Origin of the sequence: Flavobacterium johnsoniae UW101 (genome assembly GCF_000016645.1) — a bacterium.
GTDB classification, from domain to species: Bacteria; Bacteroidota; Bacteroidia; order Flavobacteriales; family Flavobacteriaceae; genus Flavobacterium; species Flavobacterium johnsoniae.
The window spans coordinates 1,396,665-1,418,046 of the sequence record NC_009441.1; the positions used below are offsets into that span (position 1 = coordinate 1,396,665).

Annotated in this window: 19 protein-coding genes; 6 read left to right on the forward strand and 13 right to left on the reverse strand. The window is 34.7% G+C overall.

Features of this window, described 5'->3' with window-relative positions:
* The first annotated feature begins 128 nt into the window (after window positions 1–128).
* From amaB to FJOH_RS06400, 6 genes are all read left to right on the forward strand, one after another.
* Complete coding sequence (gene amaB / locus FJOH_RS06375; protein WP_012023307.1) at window positions 129–1,682, forward strand: L-piperidine-6-carboxylate dehydrogenase; 1,554 nt, start codon at window positions 129–131, stop codon at window positions 1,680–1,682.
* A 103-nt stretch (window positions 1,683–1,785) separates the two neighbouring features.
* Window positions 1,786–2,532 carry a hypothetical protein gene (locus FJOH_RS06380; protein ID WP_012023308.1) on the forward strand — a complete coding sequence of 249 codons (747 nt, stop codon included), beginning with the start codon at window positions 1,786–1,788 and terminating at the stop codon, window positions 2,530–2,532.
* A 10-nt stretch (window positions 2,533–2,542) separates the two neighbouring features.
* Window positions 2,543–3,355: a leucine-rich repeat domain-containing protein gene (locus FJOH_RS26200; protein ID WP_012023309.1), complete on the forward strand. Its 813-nt coding sequence runs from the start codon at window positions 2,543–2,545 to the stop codon at window positions 3,353–3,355.
* A 39-nt stretch (window positions 3,356–3,394) separates the two neighbouring features.
* Window positions 3,395–4,438 (forward strand): hypothetical protein, encoded by a 1,044-nt coding sequence (locus FJOH_RS06390; RefSeq protein ID WP_012023310.1) that lies wholly within the window; start codon window positions 3,395–3,397, stop codon window positions 4,436–4,438.
* A 6-nt stretch (window positions 4,439–4,444) separates the two neighbouring features.
* Window positions 4,445–5,008 (forward strand): LemA family protein, encoded by a 564-nt coding sequence (locus FJOH_RS06395; protein ID WP_012023311.1) that lies wholly within the window; start codon window positions 4,445–4,447, stop codon window positions 5,006–5,008.
* On the forward strand, window positions 4,992–5,393 hold the full coding sequence (locus FJOH_RS06400) for a hypothetical protein (protein WP_012023312.1): 402 nt from the start codon (window positions 4,992–4,994) through the stop codon (window positions 5,391–5,393). The genes FJOH_RS06395 and FJOH_RS06400 overlap by 17 nt, the downstream gene beginning before the upstream one ends.
* A 62-nt stretch (window positions 5,394–5,455) precedes the next feature.
* Here the strand turns inward: FJOH_RS06400 and FJOH_RS06405 are convergent, their stop codons facing one another.
* The 13 genes from FJOH_RS06405 to FJOH_RS06465 form a co-directional block, all read right to left on the reverse strand.
* Window positions 5,456–8,215, reverse strand: coding sequence for a pectate lyase family protein (locus FJOH_RS06405; protein WP_012023313.1), 2,760 nt, complete (start codon window positions 8,213–8,215; stop codon window positions 5,456–5,458).
* A 432-nt stretch (window positions 8,216–8,647) separates the two neighbouring features.
* Complete coding sequence (locus tag FJOH_RS06410) at window positions 8,648–9,421, reverse strand: Bax inhibitor-1/YccA family protein (RefSeq protein WP_012023314.1); 774 nt, start codon at window positions 9,419–9,421, stop codon at window positions 8,648–8,650.
* 163 nt (window positions 9,422–9,584) lie between these two features.
* Complete coding sequence (locus tag FJOH_RS06415) at window positions 9,585–10,976, reverse strand: NADH-quinone oxidoreductase subunit N (protein ID WP_012023315.1); 1,392 nt, start codon at window positions 10,974–10,976, stop codon at window positions 9,585–9,587.
* 79 nt (window positions 10,977–11,055) lie between these two features.
* Window positions 11,056–12,507, reverse strand: a complete 1,452-nt coding sequence (locus FJOH_RS06420; RefSeq protein ID WP_012023316.1) for a complex I subunit 4 family protein — start codon at window positions 12,505–12,507, stop codon at window positions 11,056–11,058.
* 10 nt (window positions 12,508–12,517) lie between these two features.
* Window positions 12,518–14,401, reverse strand: coding sequence for an NADH-quinone oxidoreductase subunit L (gene nuoL / locus FJOH_RS06425; protein WP_012023317.1), 1,884 nt, complete (start codon window positions 14,399–14,401; stop codon window positions 12,518–12,520).
* Window positions 14,402–14,408: 7 nt separating this feature from the next.
* Window positions 14,409–14,729: an NADH-quinone oxidoreductase subunit NuoK gene (gene nuoK, locus FJOH_RS06430; protein WP_012023318.1), complete on the reverse strand. Its 321-nt coding sequence runs from the start codon at window positions 14,727–14,729 to the stop codon at window positions 14,409–14,411.
* Window positions 14,729–15,268 (reverse strand): NADH-quinone oxidoreductase subunit J family protein, encoded by a 540-nt coding sequence (locus FJOH_RS06435; RefSeq protein ID WP_012023319.1) that lies wholly within the window; start codon window positions 15,266–15,268, stop codon window positions 14,729–14,731. Before FJOH_RS06435 ends, nuoK begins: the two co-directional genes overlap by 1 nt.
* Window positions 15,268–15,813, reverse strand: coding sequence for a NuoI/complex I 23 kDa subunit family protein (locus tag FJOH_RS06440; protein ID WP_012023320.1), 546 nt, complete (start codon window positions 15,811–15,813; stop codon window positions 15,268–15,270). The genes FJOH_RS06435 and FJOH_RS06440 overlap by 1 nt, the downstream gene beginning before the upstream one ends.
* Window positions 15,814–15,898: 85 nt before the next feature.
* Complete coding sequence (gene nuoH, locus FJOH_RS06445) at window positions 15,899–16,951, reverse strand: NADH-quinone oxidoreductase subunit NuoH (RefSeq protein WP_012023321.1); 1,053 nt, start codon at window positions 16,949–16,951, stop codon at window positions 15,899–15,901.
* 6 nt (window positions 16,952–16,957) lie between these two features.
* On the reverse strand, window positions 16,958–17,986 hold the full coding sequence (locus tag FJOH_RS06450; protein ID WP_012023322.1) for a 2Fe-2S iron-sulfur cluster-binding protein: 1,029 nt from the start codon (window positions 17,984–17,986) through the stop codon (window positions 16,958–16,960).
* Between the two features lie 93 nt (window positions 17,987–18,079).
* Window positions 18,080–19,450 (reverse strand): NADH-quinone oxidoreductase subunit NuoF, encoded by a 1,371-nt coding sequence (gene nuoF, locus FJOH_RS06455; RefSeq protein WP_012023323.1) that lies wholly within the window; start codon window positions 19,448–19,450, stop codon window positions 18,080–18,082.
* A 1-nt stretch (window position 19,451) separates the two neighbouring features.
* Entirely contained in the window at window positions 19,452–19,982 is a 531-nt protein-coding gene (locus tag FJOH_RS06460) for a complex I 24 kDa subunit family protein (RefSeq protein WP_012023324.1), read from the reverse strand.
* A gap of 146 nt (window positions 19,983–20,128) precedes the next feature.
* Window positions 20,129–21,367, reverse strand: a complete 1,239-nt coding sequence (locus FJOH_RS06465) for an NADH-quinone oxidoreductase subunit D (RefSeq protein WP_012023325.1) — start codon at window positions 21,365–21,367, stop codon at window positions 20,129–20,131.
* Window positions 21,368–21,382: the final 15 nt, after the last annotated feature.

The following is a 21,382-nucleotide window of genomic DNA, read 5'->3' on the forward strand; positions in this document are numbered from 1 at the left end:
GATTTGCGTTAATACTTATATAATAACACTAATTTTACTTTGTTTTTAATACTTCAATTCGATTTGAAATTAATTCTAAAACAATATCTTTACATAAAAATATAACAATTTTAACTAAAAAAGTTACAATGACAACAATAGCATCACAATTTGGCATGAATGAAGCTTTGGAACAACTGGGAATTAAACTGGTTAATGAAGGAACTTCAACAGGAACAGAGAACTTTTCATCGGGCGAAATTCTAGACAGTTTTTCACCTGTAGACGGAAAATTAATCGCATCGGTAAAAACATCTACACTTGAAGATTACGAAAAAGTAATGCGTGCAGCGACAGAAGCTTTTAAAACCTTTAGATTGATTCCTGCGCCTCAGCGTGGTGAAATTGTACGTCAGTTTGGAGAAAAATTACGTCAAAACAAAGAAGCTTTGGGTAAACTGGTTTCTTACGAAATGGGGAAATCATTACAGGAAGGTTACGGCGAAGTTCAGGAAATGATTGATATCTGCGATTTTGCTGTTGGATTATCACGTCAGTTACACGGATTAACGATGCATTCAGAAAGACCAGGACACAGAATGTATGAGCAATATCATTCATTAGGAGTTGTTGGGATTATTTCTGCTTTTAATTTTCCAGTTGCTGTTTGGTCTTGGAACACGGCTTTGGCCTGGATTTCTGGAGATGTATGTGTTTGGAAACCTTCTGAAAAAACACCTCTTTGCGGGATTGCCTGCCAAAATATAATCGCTCAGGTTATTAAAGAAAACAATCTTCCGGAAGGAATTTCATGTTTGATAAACGGAGATTACCAAATAGGAGAGTTGTTGACAAAAGATACCCGTATTCCGTTAATTTCTGCAACAGGATCTACTCGTATGGGGAAAATCGTGGCGCAGACAGTGGCAGGAAGATTAGGAAAATCATTATTAGAGCTGGGAGGAAACAACGCCATTATTGTAACACCGGACGCTGATATTAAAATGACCGTTATTGGAGCTGTTTTTGGAGCAGTAGGAACAGCAGGACAGCGTTGTACTTCAACTCGAAGATTAATCATTCACGAAAGTATTTACGATAAAGTAAAAGAAGCGCTTGTTGCCGCTTACAAACAATTACGAATTGGGAATCCGCTAGACGAAAACAATCACGTTGGACCGCTTATCGATACGCATGCGGTTGAACAATATGCGGTTGCTTTGAACAGAGTAGTAGCAGAAGGCGGAAAAGTTCTGGTTGAAGGAGGCGTGCTTTCTGGCGAAGGTTATGAAAGCGGCTGTTATGTAAAACCTGCTATTGCCGAAGCCGAAAATTCTTTTGCTATTGTACAGCATGAAACTTTTGCTCCGGTTTTATATTTAATTAAATATTCTGGAGATGTTGATAATGCTATCGAACTTCAAAATGGAGTAGCACAGGGGTTATCTTCTGCAATTATGACAAATAATTTACGTGAAGCTGAAAGATTTTTGTCTGTAACAGGTTCTGACTGCGGAATTGCAAACGTAAATATCGGAACTTCGGGAGCAGAAATTGGAGGTGCTTTTGGTGGTGAAAAAGAAACCGGAGGCGGACGTGAATCTGGCTCTGATGCTTGGAAAATCTATATGAGACGTCAGACTAATACAATCAATTATACAACAAATCTTCCTTTGGCACAAGGGATTAAATTTGATTTGTAAAAACATAATTTAACACAAAAACCACTTTTTCTATTAAGAAGAAGTGGTTTTTTTATGCAAAATTTGTAGTAATTTATCTAGATTTGTAAATAAACCGAAATCAATGAAACATACTCTACTTGCCTTTATAATTATATTTTTAGCCGTAAGCTGTAAAAAAGAAACAGTAAAAGTTTCTGAAACTGCAAAACCAACAACAGAAAATGCTGCTGATTCGTTATCTGATGGCGAAGAAGGTGAAATTTTTGACAGCGGTGTTCTTGCTGTCTTTCCTAAAACCGGAAAAAAAGTTCAGGATTTCGTTATAGAACCTTATGAAATACAACTTGAAGCGGAAGGTCTTTTAAATGATGATGAGTTAAAAGACATTGTTATTGTTTTAAAAAACAAAAACGACAATAAAGATATCCGTGCAGCTTTGGTACTTATCAAACAACAAACAGGAGGTTATGTACAGCAGGAAACTTCCTGGCATGCATTGAATGCAGAATATTCGTATGATGGTTATAAAACCTATGATTATGAAAATATTAATATTGATAAAGACAGGATACTTCGTGTTACATTACAGGGAATTGGACCTGTTGGAACAAGAGAAACAGAATACAAATACATAAATAACGAGCTCGTTCTTACCAAGATTCATACTTTTAATATGGGAGCGGGATCGCAGATAGGAGTTGACTATGATTTGATTAACGGAGTTGCAGAAGCAGAGTTGATTAATACAATGGTTGACAGTATGCCGAGTACAACTCAAAAGAAAAAATTTAAGCTCGACAGACAGCAGCTTTTTATAAACGACAATCCGGATAATGTGTTAAATAAACTTCCGCATGCCGATTGGTAAACCATAAAAAATGAATTTAATCTTTTTAGCCGGACTTACCCCATTTGGATACGGATTTATAGGAGTACTTCTTTTGTCGTTTATATTGGCCTATTTTTGGCTGAAATCAAACAAAAAAGAGAGTAAACCAGGTTGTATTTCAATTGGTTTTGCTGCAATCATTATTTGGTTTATTTTAATGTTTCCCACTTTTATTACTTTTTCTGTTATTGAAAACGGAAACACAGCTGCTAAAATAGGAACTGGCGTTTTTTGGTTTTTAGTTTTGCTTTTGGTTCTCTATTTCAAATTTGCAAAAAATACTGCCAGCGTTAAAAATCTTATTTTCACGTTTTTTAAATACTTGTTTTATTTAATCGTCTTAGGATTGTTTCTGGTTCTGTTCTTCGGAATGGCTTATTATGTGTACCAGAGACTCTTTACAACAGAAAAAAATGAAGATCCAGTTTGGCCTGCCTTCTTGTGCATCTTTTTCTTAGCGTCGCTTATTTTAGCAGGTTTCGGGCTTTTAAACAAAAATAAAGAAGAAACTAAAAAAGTAAAATCGACTTTTTATAATCTAAAAGAAGCAAAACTAAAACCAGAATCAGTTGTAGAGCTGGATTTGTCAAAATCAAAACTGAACCAGTTTCCTTTAGAAATATTAGGATTTAAAAACTTGAAATTTCTTATTTTGAGTCATAATGAAATCAGTGAAATTCCTAATGATATCAATAAACTGCATAAGCTTATTGGTCTTGATTTGAGTCATAACCCAATTTCTGATGCTGAAAGAAATAAGATCCGCAGACTGCTTTCAAACGAAGTCGAAATTGTATTTTAGAAATTAATGCAATAAAATTAAATGTAACCTTTTTTTAAGATGAATGAATTTTTGGATTTTCTTACTCAAAACGAAATAGACGGAGCGGGTGTTATATTCCTGATGATTTTCAGTTTGGGAATTGCCTTCTTTCAAACGGTTATTTTTTCAGGTTTATTTAATCTAAAATTTCCGGACTGGCTTTTTTTCATTGTGTCTCCTTTGTTTGTCGGAATCAGTTTCCTGATTCATAAAAGTTATCCTTTTGCGGTTATTTTATTCTTATTTGCTTCTGTTTTTTTATTTGCCATTATCGGAATGATTTATTCCGGCATTCGAAGCAGTAAACAAGAAAAGGAAGAAAGAGAAAAATTCAATACTAAACATAATATTCAAAAAACACCTTTAGATAAAAAACTTCTTGGTTTTTTGGTTGGTGCCTGCATTATCGGTGCTTTCTTTTATTTGGCGCAAAGTGGTAATTTAAAACTCTTATTTCTAATTATTCCTGGTTTTATTATTATCAGTAATATCTTTTTTCCAAGTAAAAAGAGTAAGTTTATGAGGCTTCAATCTATTCTGCCGACTTCAAAAATTGCTTCTGCAGCAATGGGACAGGTTGAAGTTGTAGGAGATTTAGAAGAAATAGAACCTATTATTTCGCCTTATTTCAGCAAGCCATGTATTGGTTATTATTATAAAATTGAAAAAGAAAGCAAGCCGGATGATGATGGAAGAACAACTTACAGCACCATATTTACTGAATGCAAAACGGGCAGGTTTAAAATAAAAGATGAAACCGGATCTGTAATTGTGGATGGGGAAGGACTGGAGTATTATTTTGACCGAATTGATAACCAGCAGGGCGGTAAAACGAGGCATACTGAAACGTATTTGAAAACCAACGATTATATGCTGCTTATTGGTTATGCTTCTTCAGATAATGGAGACGTATTTATCAAAAAAGGCGATTCAGATTCTGTTTTTGGTATTGCGCTTCCCAGAAGTATTTCTTTTAGAAATAAATACAAACCGCTTTTAGATTCTCTTTTAACAACCTTGTTTTTTATAACGCTTATACTCATTTATATCATTTTAAATTAAAGAATTATGACTGTTCAAAATATTGCATTAATTGCCGGAATACTGCTTCTGATTATATTTTTTAATTTATTTATCAGAATTTATAATAAGCTGGTTATGCTGAAAAACAACTACGAAAAAGCCTTTAGAAATATCGATGTTATTTTGATGCAGAGAGCAGATGAAGTACCGGAGTTGGTAAAAATAGTTTCTAAATTTATGGAGCACGAAACAGCAATGCTCACTAGTTTGACTAAATTAAGAACAGATTTTCTAAACTCAAAAACAGTCGATGAAAAAATTGAAAATGCGAATGAGTTTTCAAAAGCAATGAAAAATCTTTTTGCGGTTTCTGAAAATTATCCAACTCTTGCTTCTAACGCTAATTTTTTGGAATTACAAAAAAGAGTTTCGCAGATGGAAGATAAAATTGCAGACAGACGTGAGTTTTTCAACGACAGTGTTAATCTTTACAATGTAGGAATTCAGGAGTTTCCTAATTTTATTCTGGCCAAAATAGCCGGATACAAAACACAAAGTTTATTTGACGTTTCACCAGAGGAAAAAAAATACGATGGGATTCAGCTTTAATACTTTTTTTGGTTACGAAAATCAAATAAACGAACTTAAAGATCAGGTTTTGATTTATGGTTTTGCCGGAATAATTTTTGGTATTCTTGGGTTATTGTTTATTGCTGTATTGTTAAGAAAGATTGGTTTAAATACTATAAACAGTTTTTTTGTTAATCCATTAATGCTGGCTTTGGGTTTAACACTTTTAGTATCAATTCTGCCTACGATTATTTTGTATGTTGTGGCTTTGGATATTTCGGGCGTAAAAATCGTGTACAGCTGGATTACCATTTTTATCGGAATGGTTTTGTATGTAATGTTCAATCTTGAAACTATTAAAAGTTTTTTTAAAGAATTTGGTAAAATGACCGAACAGCAGGAATTTAGAAATAGAAAAAGATAAATATAATATAGAAAAGGCTTCCAGATTATTGGAAGCCTTTTTTTTAGAAAATATTCTAATTACTATTTTTTTACAATTGTCTGGCTGATCGAACCATCTGTAGTAAATATTTTTGCTAGATAAGTTCCAGAAGCTAAACTGCCCAAATCGATAGATTCATTTCCTTTTTGAGATGTTTTGACTAAAACTCCTAAAACATTGTAAATCTGTACCTTTTCAACTTTCTGATTTTGATCAGATAAGTATAACGTTCCAGATACTGGATTTGGATATAAAAATGGTTTAGAGCTTGCTGTATCCAGAGATTCTGGGTGAACCGTTTTAAGCGTTGCAGTATTGTAAGCCGTAACCATGTAGAATAGGTTTGAAGTATCTTTTTTGGCTATTGTATGATTTCCTGCCGCAAGTGATACCGTCACAATTCCATTTGAAGCTGTTTTATCTACATTATCAACTTTTATTGTACCTGCAGCTTCTACAAAAACTAAAGTCAGTGTGCTGGCCTGAGTCGTTGTAAAAGTAATACTTGTAGCAGATTCTATTTTTAAACATTGTGTAAGAGTCAAACCATTGTAAGTAACAGTTCCTTTAGTGGTAGAAAGATTACCCGTTATGGTATAGAAATCACTTGTTTTGCCCGATGTTGTAAAATTGTGTATTTCATCTCCGGCAGGATTGCCGGTAGTTACTGTAATGGTTCCTGAACCTGTTGCTGCAGTTCCTGTTCCGGTTGTTGTAATAGAATAAGAAACCGTTGCCGTAGGTGTTCCGGTAATCGTAATGGTTTTAGCCGAAGTATTTTTCACAAAGCTGATGCCGGAAGCCGGCAAACCAGTTACAGCAGCATCTGCAGCAGTGCCTCCCCAAGTAAATACAATTGAATTTATTGCAGTTCCGCTGGCAACAGTCTGGCTGTTATTGTTAGTCGATGTGAGCGTTTGAGTTCCCGCAGCATTAACCGTAATAGTTCCAGTTCCCGTTGCCGGAGTTCCAGCTGAACCCGTTGTAGCAATAGAATACGTTACTGCGGCAGTTGGAGTTCCTGTAATTGTGATTGTTTTTGCTGTTGTATTTTTTACAAATGATAATCCGGATGCTGGCAGTCCTGTCACTGTTGCATCTGTTGCGTCACCTCCCCATGTAAAAACGATTGTTCCAATTGCTGTACCGCTTGTAACAGTTTGGTTATTATTTGAAGTTGAGGTTAAAGTTTGATTTCCGGCCGGAGGATTTGTTCCGCCTTGTATAGAAACTAAACTAGTCTGGTAAGCATTTAATGCATCTCTTAAACCTATGTTTACGCCATCGGCAGTATCATCTACAGCATTGTTAAATGTCCATTGAAAATCACCGCCAGAAACACGACCTGCATATTGCATAACTGTTGTTTTTGCATTTTCAGGACTTTCAGGAGTATAAGTATACATTACACTCGAATTGGTATCAAAGTTATTATACGTTTTTGCTCCTTTTTTTGATTTAATAGTACTGCTGATAGTTTCATTTCTTGTTGCCGCAACATAAGCGTCAAATTCTACAGGATACGTTGTAGCATTATACCCAACAAAACGGTTTTGTCCGCTCATAGTATTATTGTAGGCTTTAATTGTACCGCCGTCTTCACTTGAAAAAGTTCCTGTTGCGCCATTGTAAACATCAGTTCCCTGCATTGAAGTCAGCATAGGATATTTACAATTTCTAAAAAAGTTTGCTTCTACAAATACCGAAGAACCTAATGTAGATCCTACACCGTATTTAGAGTTACCATCGTAATAATTATTATAAACGTGAGCTGAATAATAACGAATTCTTGGATGACGAGAATCTGAATGGTCATACCAGTTGTGGTGATAAGTTATAAATAAACCTTCGGTAGTTCCTTCGCTTAAACCCAAAAGATTGCTTTTTCCATTATCCCAAAAGTGATTGTATGAAAAGGTTACATAAGTTGATTTTTTACAGTCTAAAGCTCCGTCACCTTTTATTTGGTCAGCATCGCTTCCAGGTTTTCCGTAAAAGAAATCACAATTGTGAACCCATACATAATCGTTGTCCTGCTGTAATCCAATATTGTCGCCTTCGCCACTGTCTACATTCATAATTCCGATGTTTCGGATTTCTATGTTTGACGCGTTTTTAACCCTAATTCCCCATCCCTCTGCTGTAGCATCGTTTCCAATTCCTTCCATTGTGATATAGCTTGCAGCATTATTGTTGTTCTCAATTACAAGATCACCATTCATCATATACGATAAATCAGTAATTTGACCAACCAGACGAATAATTAAAGGTCTTGTGTCTTTCCCTTTTTTATAACCGTCAAGAATTGTTTGTAATCCTACACATGGGTTTGCTGATGCGCCAGTCACCGTTAAAGAAACTGTGTTTTTGGTTTGCTGTGTAATGTAAAGAATTACTGCGTTGCTTTTTGGCGTTCCATCTGCATTGTATGCGCCGGGAATGCGTGAATTTGCAAACGCAAATCCAGATCGGTCATGAGCTTTAACCGTTAAAGAACTTGTTGTGGTTCCAGTTCCTTCAACACCAGAAATAACCGGTTTAATTTTTACTGTATAAGATCCGGCTTTTAAACCCGGAATGTCCGCGCGAAAATAAGTTCCGTAACTTCTAATAAGTTCGTTGTCTATTTTTTGATCTACAAGTCCGCCACCGGTATAATACACATTATAGGTTTGGGCATTGCTTACGGGCTGCCATTTTACAAATACTGATTCAAGCCATCCGCTTGCTTCATTAATCTGCTGTGACCATGTTTGAAAAGCAATTAGAAGCATAGTCAGAAAAAGTAGGTTTTTTTTCATAATTGTTTAAGTTAGACATTAATAATAGTTTTTGTGGTTATTTGTGATTGTCGACACAAGTTAATTGTAATCGATTACACAAAGCTATGTAAAATTTACATATTCTCAGTTTAATGTCTATAAAAAAATGTATATGAAAAAAATAATTTGTTTATTTTGGTTAAAATGTAATAAATTGCATCAATTGTAATTTATTACATAATTCGGATTTTATTCTGAAGCATCGATTTTACTGACTTTTCTACTTACAAAAAAGTGAACAATTCTTAAATGTTATTTTTACGTCTTTTTTTTATGTTTTTGTGAAATTTTCAGTTTTATTAAAAAACAATTCACTTTAGATGATTCAAATTGTTGTGCAGTAAAGTTTTGAACATAAAAAAAGCCTTTTTGAATTTCAAAAAGGCTTTTATATTTTTAGTTGAGAAATAATTAATCTCTGCTTGCAAATTTAGATAGTAATCTTAAAAATTCAATATACAGCCAAACTAATGTTACCATTAATCCCATTGCACCGTACCATTCCATGAATTTTGGCATTCTTTGTTCAACTCCTTTTTCGATTTGATCAAAATCTAAGAATAAATTCAAAGCAGCAATTACGATTACAAAAATGCTGATTCCAATACTCATCATTGAATTTCCGTGATGAACAGGCTGATAGTTTATAAACATAGAAACAATCCATGAAATTAAATAATAAGTAGCGATTGCCAGTGTAGCAGCAATAACAACCGATTTGAATTGTTCTGTAACTTTTACGATTCTAAATTTATATAATCCCAGACATACCAAGAAAGTAACCAAAGTTGCGCCTACTGCATTAATTACAATTCCAGGGTACATAGCTTCAAAAATAGCTGAGATTCCCCCAATAAATAATCCTTCAAATAAGGCATAACCAGGAGCCAAGTATGGTGATAAATGTGGTTTGAATGCAGAAATAAGTACTAAAACAAATCCAACAATTGCACCTCCAATAGCAGGAATCATAATATTCATTCCGTTAAATGCCATCCACCATGTTACCATTGCAGAACCGCATAAAATTAAAAATAAAATAGCTGTTTTATTTATTGTACCAGACAAGGTCATTTCCTGATTGTAGTCAATAATCTTTGCTTCGTGTACTTCTTCAGCTCTCGAAACAGCATTTGATGAAAAACGCTTGTTACTTAAAAATGGATTTTTTGAATTAAAGGCCATAGTTTTTATGCTTTTAGTGAACCCAAATATATGGAGTTTTTTCGAAGTCTAAAGATTAAGCTGAAATTTTTAACATGAAATTTTCTTTTGAAAAAACAGCTTTAAAACAAAAAATCCATCAAAAGAAACTCTCGATGGATTTGTATATTTTTAGTTTGAATTTTTAATTCAATAAGTCTAAAACTAATGAAGGGAATAAGCCTAAAGCAATATTTAAACCAATAGAAATTATAGCAACAGCATAAATAAGAAATGGTTTTCCTGTACGCTCTTCGTTAGGTTCTTTAGAATACATTGCCAAAATTAATTTGAAATAATATCCAACACTAATGATAGAGTTGATTACTGCTGCAATTACGATTGCTACATAACCGGCATGAAGCGCCTGATTAAACAAGAATAATTTTGCAAAGAATCCTGAGAAGATTGGAATACCACCCATAGACAATAATGAACCAGTCAAAATCGCAGCTAATAATGGATTTGTTTTTCCTAAACCGTGAAAGTTTGTGATATCTTCGTTATCCTGATTTTTACAAACGTATAAAATAACGCTAAATGCAGCAATTCCGGCTAAAGCATAAGCAGCAGTGTAATATAAAAGAACACCAGCAGAAGTTGCGATGGTTAAGAATGTCATTAACATGAAACCTGCGTGAGAAATTCCAGAAAATGCAAGCATACGTTTTACGTTTACCTGACGTAACGCCATTATATTACCAACTGTCATAGAAGCAATTGAAATAGTTAGGATAACGTTTGTAAATGTGTTTGAAAGATCCTGATTTTCTAAAGAAGGAATTAAGTTTAATCCTGAAACTAATTTAAATAAAGTTGCAATCGCTACTACTTTTGCCAAAGTGCTCATTAAAGCAGTTGTTAAAGCTGGAGAACCTTCGTAAACGTCCGGTGCCCAAAAGTGAAATGGTACAGCCGCTATTTTAAAGAACATTCCAATAGTCATTAAAATCATACCGATAGGAAACCAGATTGGCAGCTCAGCAGATAAAGAACTTTCGTGAATTTCTGCAATATCAAAAGTTCCCATAGCTCCGTAAATCAAACAAATCCCAAATAAGATAATTCCAGATGCGAAAGATCCCATTAAGAAATATTTCATACCAGCCTCATTACTTTTAATATTCAAACGATCGCTCGCTGCAAGAACATATAATGCTATAGAAAGAATTTCGATTCCAAGGAAAAACATTGCTAAGTTTCCAAAAGAAACCATTGCAACAGCTCCTGCCAATAAAAATACTTTTATGGCAATAAAATCAGAGATTTTTGTCTGATGATTTTCGTAAAAATTATGGCTTAATGCTACCAGGAAAATAGTCAAAATAATAAATAATGAAGAGAATGCAGTAGAGAACTTGCTTACTGTAATCATATTATTGTAATAACTTGCTGTTGTTCCAAATTCATAGAAATTAAGTGCTAAGACACCCAATAAACCCAAAATGGTAAACGGAACGATGCCTTTTCTAAAATTTAGAATTTCAAACAATAGGCAGAAAATACCCAATCCTGTTATAGCTATTAATGTATTCATTTTTGTTTTTTTGATTTAGGAAATCTAAAACGCCCTAATTTATTTTATTTAAAATATATTTTATTTTGTGTATTACAACTTAAAGTGTACTATATTTTTTTTCAATAACACTTAATATAGTTTCTAAACTTGGTGTGATCAAATCTGTAATTGGTTTTGGATAAAATCCAAAGAATATTAAAACAGCAATAATCGCGGCCATAGAAATTCCTTCGTTTATAGAAACGTCAGCAAATATTTTTGAATTTGTTTCACCTAACATTACATTCTGGAACATTTTCAACATATAATAAGCTCCTAAAATAATAGTTGTACCTCCTAAAACTGCAAACCAGATATTAATTTGAGAAAGGCTGTATAATACTGTAAATTCTCCAACAAAGTTAAATGTAGTTGGTAAAGCAACAGATGCCAAAACCAAAATTAAAAACATTGAAGTAAACTTTGGAGATTGTGTACGAATACCGCCCAATTCACTAATATTTCTAGTTTCAAATCTTCTGTAGATAATTTCTGCTGCATAGAATAATCCAACAACCACAAAACCGTGAGCGATCATTTGTAATACAGCTCCGCGGAAACCATCAAGAGTTAAAGTGTAAGCTCCAGCTGCAATTAATCCAACGTGAGCAAGAGATGAATACGCTAATAATTTCTTTAAATCTTTTTGTCTTAAAGCTACGATTGAACCGTAGATAACTCCGGCAATTCCTAAAGCTATAAAGATATTTTTGAATTCTATTGCCGCATCAGCTGCGATTGGTAACTGCCAGCGGATAACGCTGTACAATCCCATTTTTAACATGATCCCAGATAAAAGCATAGTTCCAACAGTTGGTGCTTTTTGGTACACATTTGCCTGCCATGTGTGGAAAGGAATAATTGGGATTTTGATAGCATAAGCAAGAAAGAAAGCCAGGAAAATCCAAAACTGTTCGCAGGCAGATAATTGTACTTTGTATAAATCTTCAATTAAGAAAGAACCTGCTTTTTGGTATAGATAAATAAAAGCAGTTAACATGAACAATGAACCGGCAAGTGTGTAGATAAAGAATTTAACTACTGCTTTTCTGCGTTCTTCAGCATCTCCATTACCCCAGATAAGAGCAATAAAGTAAATAGGAATAAGAGCTAACTCCCAGAAAATATAATATAAAAGACCATCTGCAGCAAGGAAAGTTCCTGTCATTGCAAACGCCATAAATAAAATTAGAGCATAAAAAGCTTTTGCATTTTTATATTCATTTCCAAAAGAAGAGAATATAATAATCGGAGTTAAAGCTGTTGTCAATAAAAGCATGGCAAGAGCTAATCCGTCAGCATTTAGCGCAAAAGAAATTTTAGGCTGAGTGATCCACGCATTAATAAGGCTGATGTTTTCTCCAGCATTAAAATGGTTTAACAATACAACCGAACAGCCTAAAGCTGCCAAACTAAAGAACAAAGCTACTTTTGAAGCGATTTTATCACCAGCGAAATAAGTGACAAATGCACCAACTAAAAGAATAATTAATATAAGAGAAACGTTCATAGTTATAAAATTATTGAGCTAAAAATATATAAGAAACAATGGCGCAAAGACCTAAAACGAAAGCGAAAAGATATAATCCGATACTTCCGGTTTGAAGTTTTTTACCCTGAAACGCTAATTCGTTTGCTGCTTTTCCTAATCCAAAAACAACTGCCGATAATCCCGTTTCAATATAGTCTCTAAAGAATCTTGATAATGCATTTACCGGGCGAACAAAAATCGCATCGTAAGCTTCATCTACATAATATTTGTTATACAACACTTTTGTTAAGCCTGTAATGTTTTCATCTGTTTCAGGAACATTATCTTGTTTAAAGTATTTAACGTAAGCAATTAAAATACCTAACAATCCGCCTAATACAGCTACACCCATTAAAGTATATTCTGTTGAACCTAAATGATGTTCTTCGCCAGCCGCTTTAGTGAAAAGAGGAGCAAGATATTCATTTAACCAGCTGTTTCCAGGTAAACTGATTAATCCGCCAAAAGCTGCTAAAATAGCTAAGATGATAAGCGGAATAGTAATTAATGAACCGCTTTCGTGTAAATGATGTTTTTGCTCTTCAGTTCCTCTAAATTCTTTGAAGAAAGTTAAGAACATTAATCTAAACATATAGAAAGCCGTCATGATTGAAGCTACAGATCCAACAACGTATAATGGAATACTGTGGTGGAAAGCAGTCAATAAAATTTCATCTTTTGAAAAGAATCCAGAGAAAAACGGAACTCCTGAGATTGCCAATGAAGAAATCAGCATAGTCCAAAACGTAATTGGCATTGCTTTACGCAATCCACCCATGTTACGCATATCCTGCTCTCCGTGTAATCCGTGAATTACAGAACCAGAACCTAAGAATAAACAAGCTTTAAAGAAAGCATGTGTGATTACGTGGAAAACCGCTACTTCATAAGCTCCAAATCCTAATGCCAAAAACATTAAACCTAATTGAGAAACTGTAGAGTAAGCTAATACTTTTTTGATGTCGTTTTGTACTAAACCAATCGTAGCAGCAACTAAAGAAGTTATGGCGCCAATAACTGCAATTACAGTTTGAACGTCAACAGCTAAATCAAAAACAAAGTTTAATCTTGTTACCATGAAAATACCAGCTGTAACCATCGTTGCAGCGTGAATCAAAGCTGAAACAGGAGTTGGTCCCGCCATCGCATCTGGCAGCCAAGTGTATAACGGAATTTGAGCAGATTTACCACAAGCTCCAATAAACAAACATAAAGCAGCTAAAGAAAGTAATGAAACATCTAAGTTAGCAGCTCCGGCAATTGCTGTTTTTAAAGTTGCATAATCTAAAGTAGAGAACATTGAACCGATGATGAACATTCCGATTAAAAGACCTAAATCTCCAATTCTGTTCATGATGAAAGCCTTTTTTGCCGCATCGTTGTAATCCTGGTTTTTATGCCAGAACCCGATCAATAAATAAGAGCAAAGTCCAACACCTTCCCAACCGATAAATAATACTAATAAGTTGCTTCCAATTACAAGTGTGATCATGAAGAAAACGAACAAATTCAGGTAAGAGAAGAATTTGTGCATGTTTTCGTCATCATGCATGTAACTGATAGAGTATAAGTGAATCAAAGATCCAATTCCGGTTACGAACAATAACCAAAGAACAGATAACTGATCTAATAAAAATCCAAGATTGATTGTTAAGTTACTAATCTGAATCCAGTCAAATAAAGTAACTTCAATTCCTTTTCCGGTAGAAGTTATTTGATTAAAAAGTACAAGAGTAACTATAAAAGAAATCGCTACGGCAGCAGTTCCGATAAATCCAGAAACTGTTTTTCCTAAGCTTTTCCCAAAGAAAACATTAATTAAAAATCCTAAAAAAGGAGTTAATACTAAAAGTAAAGCTAAATTGGTATCCATTTTTTATTTATCCTTTTAAGTTTTTTAAATTATCGATACTAATTGAGCCGATGTTTCTGAAAATAGAAACTAAAATCGCTAAACCTACCGCAACTTCGGCAGCAGCAACAGCCATCGAGAAGAATACAAAAACTTGTCCTTGTGCATCCTGATGATAAGTTGAAAAAGCCACAAATAAAAGGTTTACTGCATTCAGCATAATTTCGATAGACATGAAAACGATAATTGAATTTCGTCTGTACAATACACCAAAAACACCAATACAAAAAAGTACAACACTTAAAAAGATGTAATTTTCAATACCTATTTGATTTAATATATTACCCATTACTTATTTAATTTTTCTTTTTTAGACAATAATACAGTTCCAATCATTGCTACTAAAAGTAAGATTGAAGCAAATTCAAACGGCACCATATATTCGTTCAATAATATTTTACCCAATACTTCAATAGACTGGAAATCCTCTCCTGTTGAATCGTAATCACCTACAATAGGTTTAGAGTTGATGAAAATTGCGATTAAAACAATAACTATTAAACAGAAAGATACAATAGCTCCTAAACGTGTAATTCTAGGCCTGTGAACGTCTTTTTGTTCGTTAAGGTTCATCAACATAATCGTAAACAGGAACAAAATCATGATTGCTCCAGAGTAAACTATAATATGTACGACTGCTAAAAATTGAGAATTCAATAATAAATAATGACCAGCAATAGAGAAGAAACAAATCACTAAGTAAATAGCGGAGTGAATAGGGTTTCTGCTAAAAATAGTCAGGAAAGCGGTGATTACCGTAATTAACGCTAAGATACAAAATATCACTCCTACAGGAGTTGCGTTTGCAAGATCTGGAATGTGTATCATTAGTTAGCGTTATTAAGTTGAGTATTTTTAATTGCCATTTCTAAAGGCATCACTAATTTATCTTTTCCAAAAATGAAATCTTCTCTGTCATAATTAGCAGGAACTAATACTTTAGATGTTGTCAAATAGATCGCATCTTTCGGGCATGCTTCTTCACATAAACCGCAGAAAATACAACGAAGCATGTTGATCTCATAGATTTCAGCATATTTTTCTTCTCTGTATAAATGTTTTTCATCTGCTTTACGTTCAGCAGCTTTCATTGTGATAGCTTCTGCAGGGCATGATAAAGCACATAATCCGCAGGCAGTACAGTTCTCACGTCCTTGTTCATCACGTTTCAACATGTGTTGTCCGCGATAAACAGGGCTCATTTCACGAACCTGCTCTGGGTAATGAATGGTAATTTTTTTTCTAAAAAGGTGTTTAAGCGTAATTGCCAAACCTTTTACAATCGCCACAAGATACAATCGCTCAATAAAAGTCATCTCTTTATTAGAGACCACTTTTTTTCTACCCGATAATGATATAGTTTCTATTGACATTTTTACTATTATAATTTATGATTCAAAATTTGATGGTTCAAATTCAAATCTATTTTGTTTTTTATTTGAAGCTGATTACAGTTTTTTAGAATCCTAAAGCTGCTGCGATATCGTGTCTTAATATAACTGCACCTGTAATCATAATGTTAATAATCGAAAGCGGAATTAAAATTCTCCAGCCTAAGTTCATTAACTGGTCATATCTAAATCTTGGAATTGTCCAACGCACCCACATGTAGAAAAATATGAAGAAACATATTTTTACAAACAATACCGCGATTCCTAATAAGTTAGCTGTATTTACACCTACATTATCAACCATCCATTGCATTCCAGGATAGTTATATCCTCCAAAGAACAATACAGAAATAATAGTAGAAGAGATAAACATACTCGCATATTCAGCAAATAAATAGAATCCCATTTTCATAGATGAATATTCTGTATGGTAACCTCCAATTAATTCGTTTTCACATTCTGCTAAGTCAAACGGAGTTCTGTTTGTTTCTGCAAATGAGCAAATTAAGAAAATTAGGAAAGATAATGGCTGATAGAAAACGTTCCAGTTCATTCCGGCTTGCTGCTCAGAAATAACTTTTAAACTCATTGTTCCTGTCATCATTAATAAAGCGATCATAGATAATCCCATTGCAATTTCGTAAGAAACCATTTGAGAAGCCGCACGAACAGCTCCCATTAATGAGAACTTGTTGTTAGAAGCCCATCCACCAATCATGATGCCGTAAACACCTACAGAAAGAACTCCAAAAATGTATAATAAAGCAATGTTAACATCAGTTGCCTGAAGAATAATATCTTTTCCAAAAAGATGAAGTCTGTCTCCCCACGGAATTACAGCACTTGTCATTAAGGCTGTACTCATGGCAATTGCAGGACCTACAACAAATAAAAATCTATTTGGTGTATTTGGAAAAAACTCTTCTTTAGAGAATAATTTCATACCATCGGCAAGCGGTTGTAATAAACCTCCCCATCCGGCACGGTTTGGACCAACACGATCCTGAAGGAAAGCAGCAACTTTACGTTCTGCCCATGTAGAATACATTGCCATAATCATTGTTACCGCAAAAACGACAACAATAACAACACTTTTTTCTATAATAAATGCACTTTCCATTTCTTACTATTTTTTATCTTTATTAGTTAATGGAATTGATGCCATACTAATTTTTTTACGGTCAATATCACGGCCTAAAAGAATGTTCTTTTCAGTATCGATTTGAACTTTTTCTAATTTCTGAGTGTAATTATTTTGGTTGATTACAGAATCTTTTTCAAATTCTCTTGGACCTTCAATTACCCAGTCATTCACATCTTTGTGATCAAAACGACAGCTGTTGCAGATAAATTCTTCTACTTCATGGTACTCGTCTTTACGACCAGTTACACGCTGAATTTCTCCTCCAAACATCCAAACGGTAGTTTTACCGCAGCATCCAGGAGTTGTACATTCTCTGTGTGCGTTATAAGGTTTGTTAAACCAAACTCTTGATTTAAAACGGAAAGTTTTGTCTGTTAAAGCTCCAACTGGACAAACGTCAATCATGTTTCCAGAAAACTCATTGTCGATTGCTTTAGAAATTCCGGTTGAAATATTAGCGTGGTCTCCACGATCTAATACTCCGTGAACTCGGTTGTCTGTCAATTGATCTGCCACTTGTACACATCTTTGACATAAAATACAACGGTTCATATGCAGTTGAATATTTGGACCAATATCTTCTGGTTCAAATGTTCTTTTTTCTTCAATGTAACGTGATTTTGGGTTTCCGTGCTCAAAACTTAGGTTTTGAAGATCACATTCACCAGCCTGATCACAAATAGGACAGTCTAATGGGTGGTTGATTAATAAAAATTCTGTTACAGACTTACGGGCTTCCATAACTCTGGCAGAAGATTTACTATTTACTTCCATTCCGTCCATACATCCTGTTACACAAGATGCCATTAATTTTGGCATTGGTCTTGGATCAGCTTCGCTTCCTTTCGAAACTTCAACTAAACAGCAACGACATTTTCCACCGCTGCCTTTTAATTTTGAGTAATAGCACATGGCTGGCGGCACCAAATCTCCACCAATCATACGTGCAGCCTGCAGGATTGTTGTTCCTGGCTCTACGTCTATACTTTGACCGTCTATCGTTACTTTCATCTCTATATGATTTGAATGTTGAAAGTCGAAATATTGAAAAGAATTGCTGTCCTTTTTAACATTATGAACTTTATAACTTTCTGCTTTTTATTTTTATACGATTACTTTACCGCCTACTAAATGCTTTACTTGTGAGAAAGGTTCAGCAACAAAGTGATCTCTATTTTTGATTTTTTCAGGGAAACGAACGTGGTATTCGAACTCATCTCTAAAGTGACGAATCGCAGCTGCTACTGGCCAAGAAGCGGCGTCTCCTAGAGGACAAATTGTGTTTCCTTCAATTTTGCTTTGAATGCTCCACAATAATTCGATATCTTCTTCACGGCCTTGACCGTTTTCGATTCTCCATAAGATTTTTTCTAACCATCCTGTTCCTTCACGGCAAGGTGTACATTGTCCGCAAGATTCGTGGTGGTAGAAACGAGCAAAGTTCCAAGTGTTTCTTACGACACAAGCTGTATCGTTATAAACAATAAATCCTCCAGAACCTAACATAGATCCGGTAGCAAAACCACCATCACTTAAAGATTCGTAAGTCATTAAACGATCTTCTCCGTTTGCTGTTTTGAAAATTAATTCAGCTGGTAAAATTGGCACAGAAGAACCTCCTGGCACAAATGCTTTTAATGGACGGCTTGAAGACATTCCTCCTAAGTATTCATCAGAATTCATGAATTCGTCAACACTTAAACCTAATTCAATTTCGTAAACCCCAGGGTTTTTAATGTGTCCAGAAGCAGAAATTAATTTAGTTCCTGTAGAACGTCCAATACCAATTTTTGCATAATCGTCACCAGAATTGTTTACAATCCAAGGCACCGTTGCAATTGTTTCAACGTTGTTTACCACTGTAGGATTTGCCCAAAGTCCTGAAACCGCTGGGAAAGGCGGTTTAATACGAGGATTTCCTCTTTTACCTTCCAAAGATTCAATAAGTGCAGTTTCTTCTCCGCAGATATAAGCTCCGGCACCACAGTGTACGTGAAGTTCAAGGTCGTAACCTGAACCTAATATATTTTTTCCTAACCAGCCTGCAGCTTTAGCCTCGGCGATTGCTCTTTCTAAAATTTTGAAAACCCACATATATTCTCCACGAATGTAGATATACGAAAGGTTTGCTCCTAAAGCGTAACTAGACGTAATCATTCCCTCGATCAACAAGTGAGGAATGTATTCCATCAAGAATCGGTCTTTAAAAGTTCCCGGTTCAGATTCGTCGGCATTACAAACTAAATGTCTTGGTCTTCCTGATTTTTTATCAATAAAGCTCCATTTCATTCCGGCAGGGAAACCTGCACCACCACGACCACGTAATCCTGATTTTTTTACTTCTTCAGTAACTTCGTCCGGCGTAAGTGTTTTTAAAGCTTTTTCTACAGAAGCATAACCACCATTTTGGCGATACACTTCGTAAGTTTTAATTCCAGGAACATTGATTTTATCTAATAATATTTTTTGTGACATCTTATTTATCGTGTAATATTATTTTATCATCTCTACAATCAGCAATGATCTGATCGATTTTCTCTTCTGTTAGTTTTTCTTTGTAGAAATCACCCAGCTGCATCATCGGAGCGTATCCGCATGCACCTAAACATTCTACACCAGCAATGGTAAACATTCCGTCTGGAGTAGTTTCACCCATTTTAATGCCTAGTTTTTCAGAAGTATAATCCATTAAATCCTCTGCACCACGTAAGCAGCAACAAGACGTCTGGCAGAATTCAAACATATATTTTCCAATTGGTTTTTGGTTGAACATGGTATAAAAAGTAACCACTTCATAAACCTCAATTGGTTTTATCTGAAGAATTTCGGCAACCTTGTCCTGCAATTCAATGCTGAGCCAGTTGTTATGCGCATCCTGCACTTCGTGCAAAACAGGCAGTAAAGCCGATTTTTGTTTGCCTTCCGGATAATGACTGATCAATTCATTGATACGTGCGATCAATGCCTCAGTCATGTTTATTTCTTGTTTGTAATGTTTACGTTCCATTTTTATTTTAGATTTTAGATTTAAGATTTTAGATTTTAATCTGTTGTCTTTAAATCCATATTCTGCAATCTGTATTAATTTAGATTTTTGATTTCAGATTTAGATTTGTTAATCTCAAATCTGTATTCTAAAATCTGCAATCTTTATTACGCGTCTAATTCTCCGGCAATTACATTTAAACTTGATAAAATGATAATCGCATCAGAAAGCAATGCTCCTTTGATCATTTCAGGGAATGCCTGATAGTAAATAAAACAAGGTCTTCTGAAATGTAATCTGTATGGAGTTCTGCTTCCGTCTGTAGCTAAGTAGAAACCAAGTTCTCCATTTCCTCCTTCAACAGCATGGTAAATTTCTGAAACCGGAACAGGAACTTCTCCCATAACGATTTTAAAGTGATAAATTAAAGATTCCATTGAATTATATACATCTTCTTTTGGAGGAAGGTAATAATCCGGAACTTCTGCATGGTATTCGTTTCCGGCTGGCATTTTTTCTAAAGCCTGACGAATGATGCTTAAACTTTCCCAAACTTCAGCATTACGAACACAGAAACGATCGTAAGTATCACCTGATTTTCCAACAGGAACAATAAAATCAAAATCTTCGTAAGATGAGTAAGGATGTGCTACACGAACGTCGTAATCAACTCCGGCTGCACGTAAGTTTGGACCTGTAAATCCGTAAGCCATTGCTTTTTCAGCTGTAATTCCGCCTACGTTTACAGTTCTGTCAAGGAAAATCCTGTTTCTTTCGAATAAGTTTTCGAATTCTTTCCAGGCAGGTGGGAATTCTTCCAGGAATTTGTCTAGTTTTCTGAAAGCTTCTGGAGACCAGTCTCTTTCAAAACCACCAATTCTTCCCATATTTGTAGTCAAACGAGCTCCACAAATTTCTTCGTAGATTTCGTAGATTTTTTCTCTAAATTGAAAAACGTACAAGAAACCTGTATACGCACCAGTATCTACACCTAAGATCGAGTTACAGATAATATGGTCTGTAATACGAGCCAGCTCCATAACGATAACTCTTAAATATTGTGCTCTTTTTGGAACTTCAATACCTAATAGTTTTTCTAATGTCATCCACCATCCCATATTATTAATAGGAGAGGAACAATAGTTCATACGGTCTGTAAGAGGTGTAATTTGATAAAAAGGACGATTTTCGGCGATTTTTTCGAAAGCTCTGTGAATGTAACCAATGGTTGGTTCAGCTTCTAGAATTCTTTCACCATCCATCAATAGGATATTTTGAAAAATACCGTGGGTCGCAGGGTGAGTCGGACCTAAATTCAGAACTGAAAGCTCGCTTCCGTCTTCATTGTGTCGCTCCTTAATTATTTTAGCATAACGATGCTCTGGTGGTAGTAATAGTTCTGACATTTTATAATGTTGAAT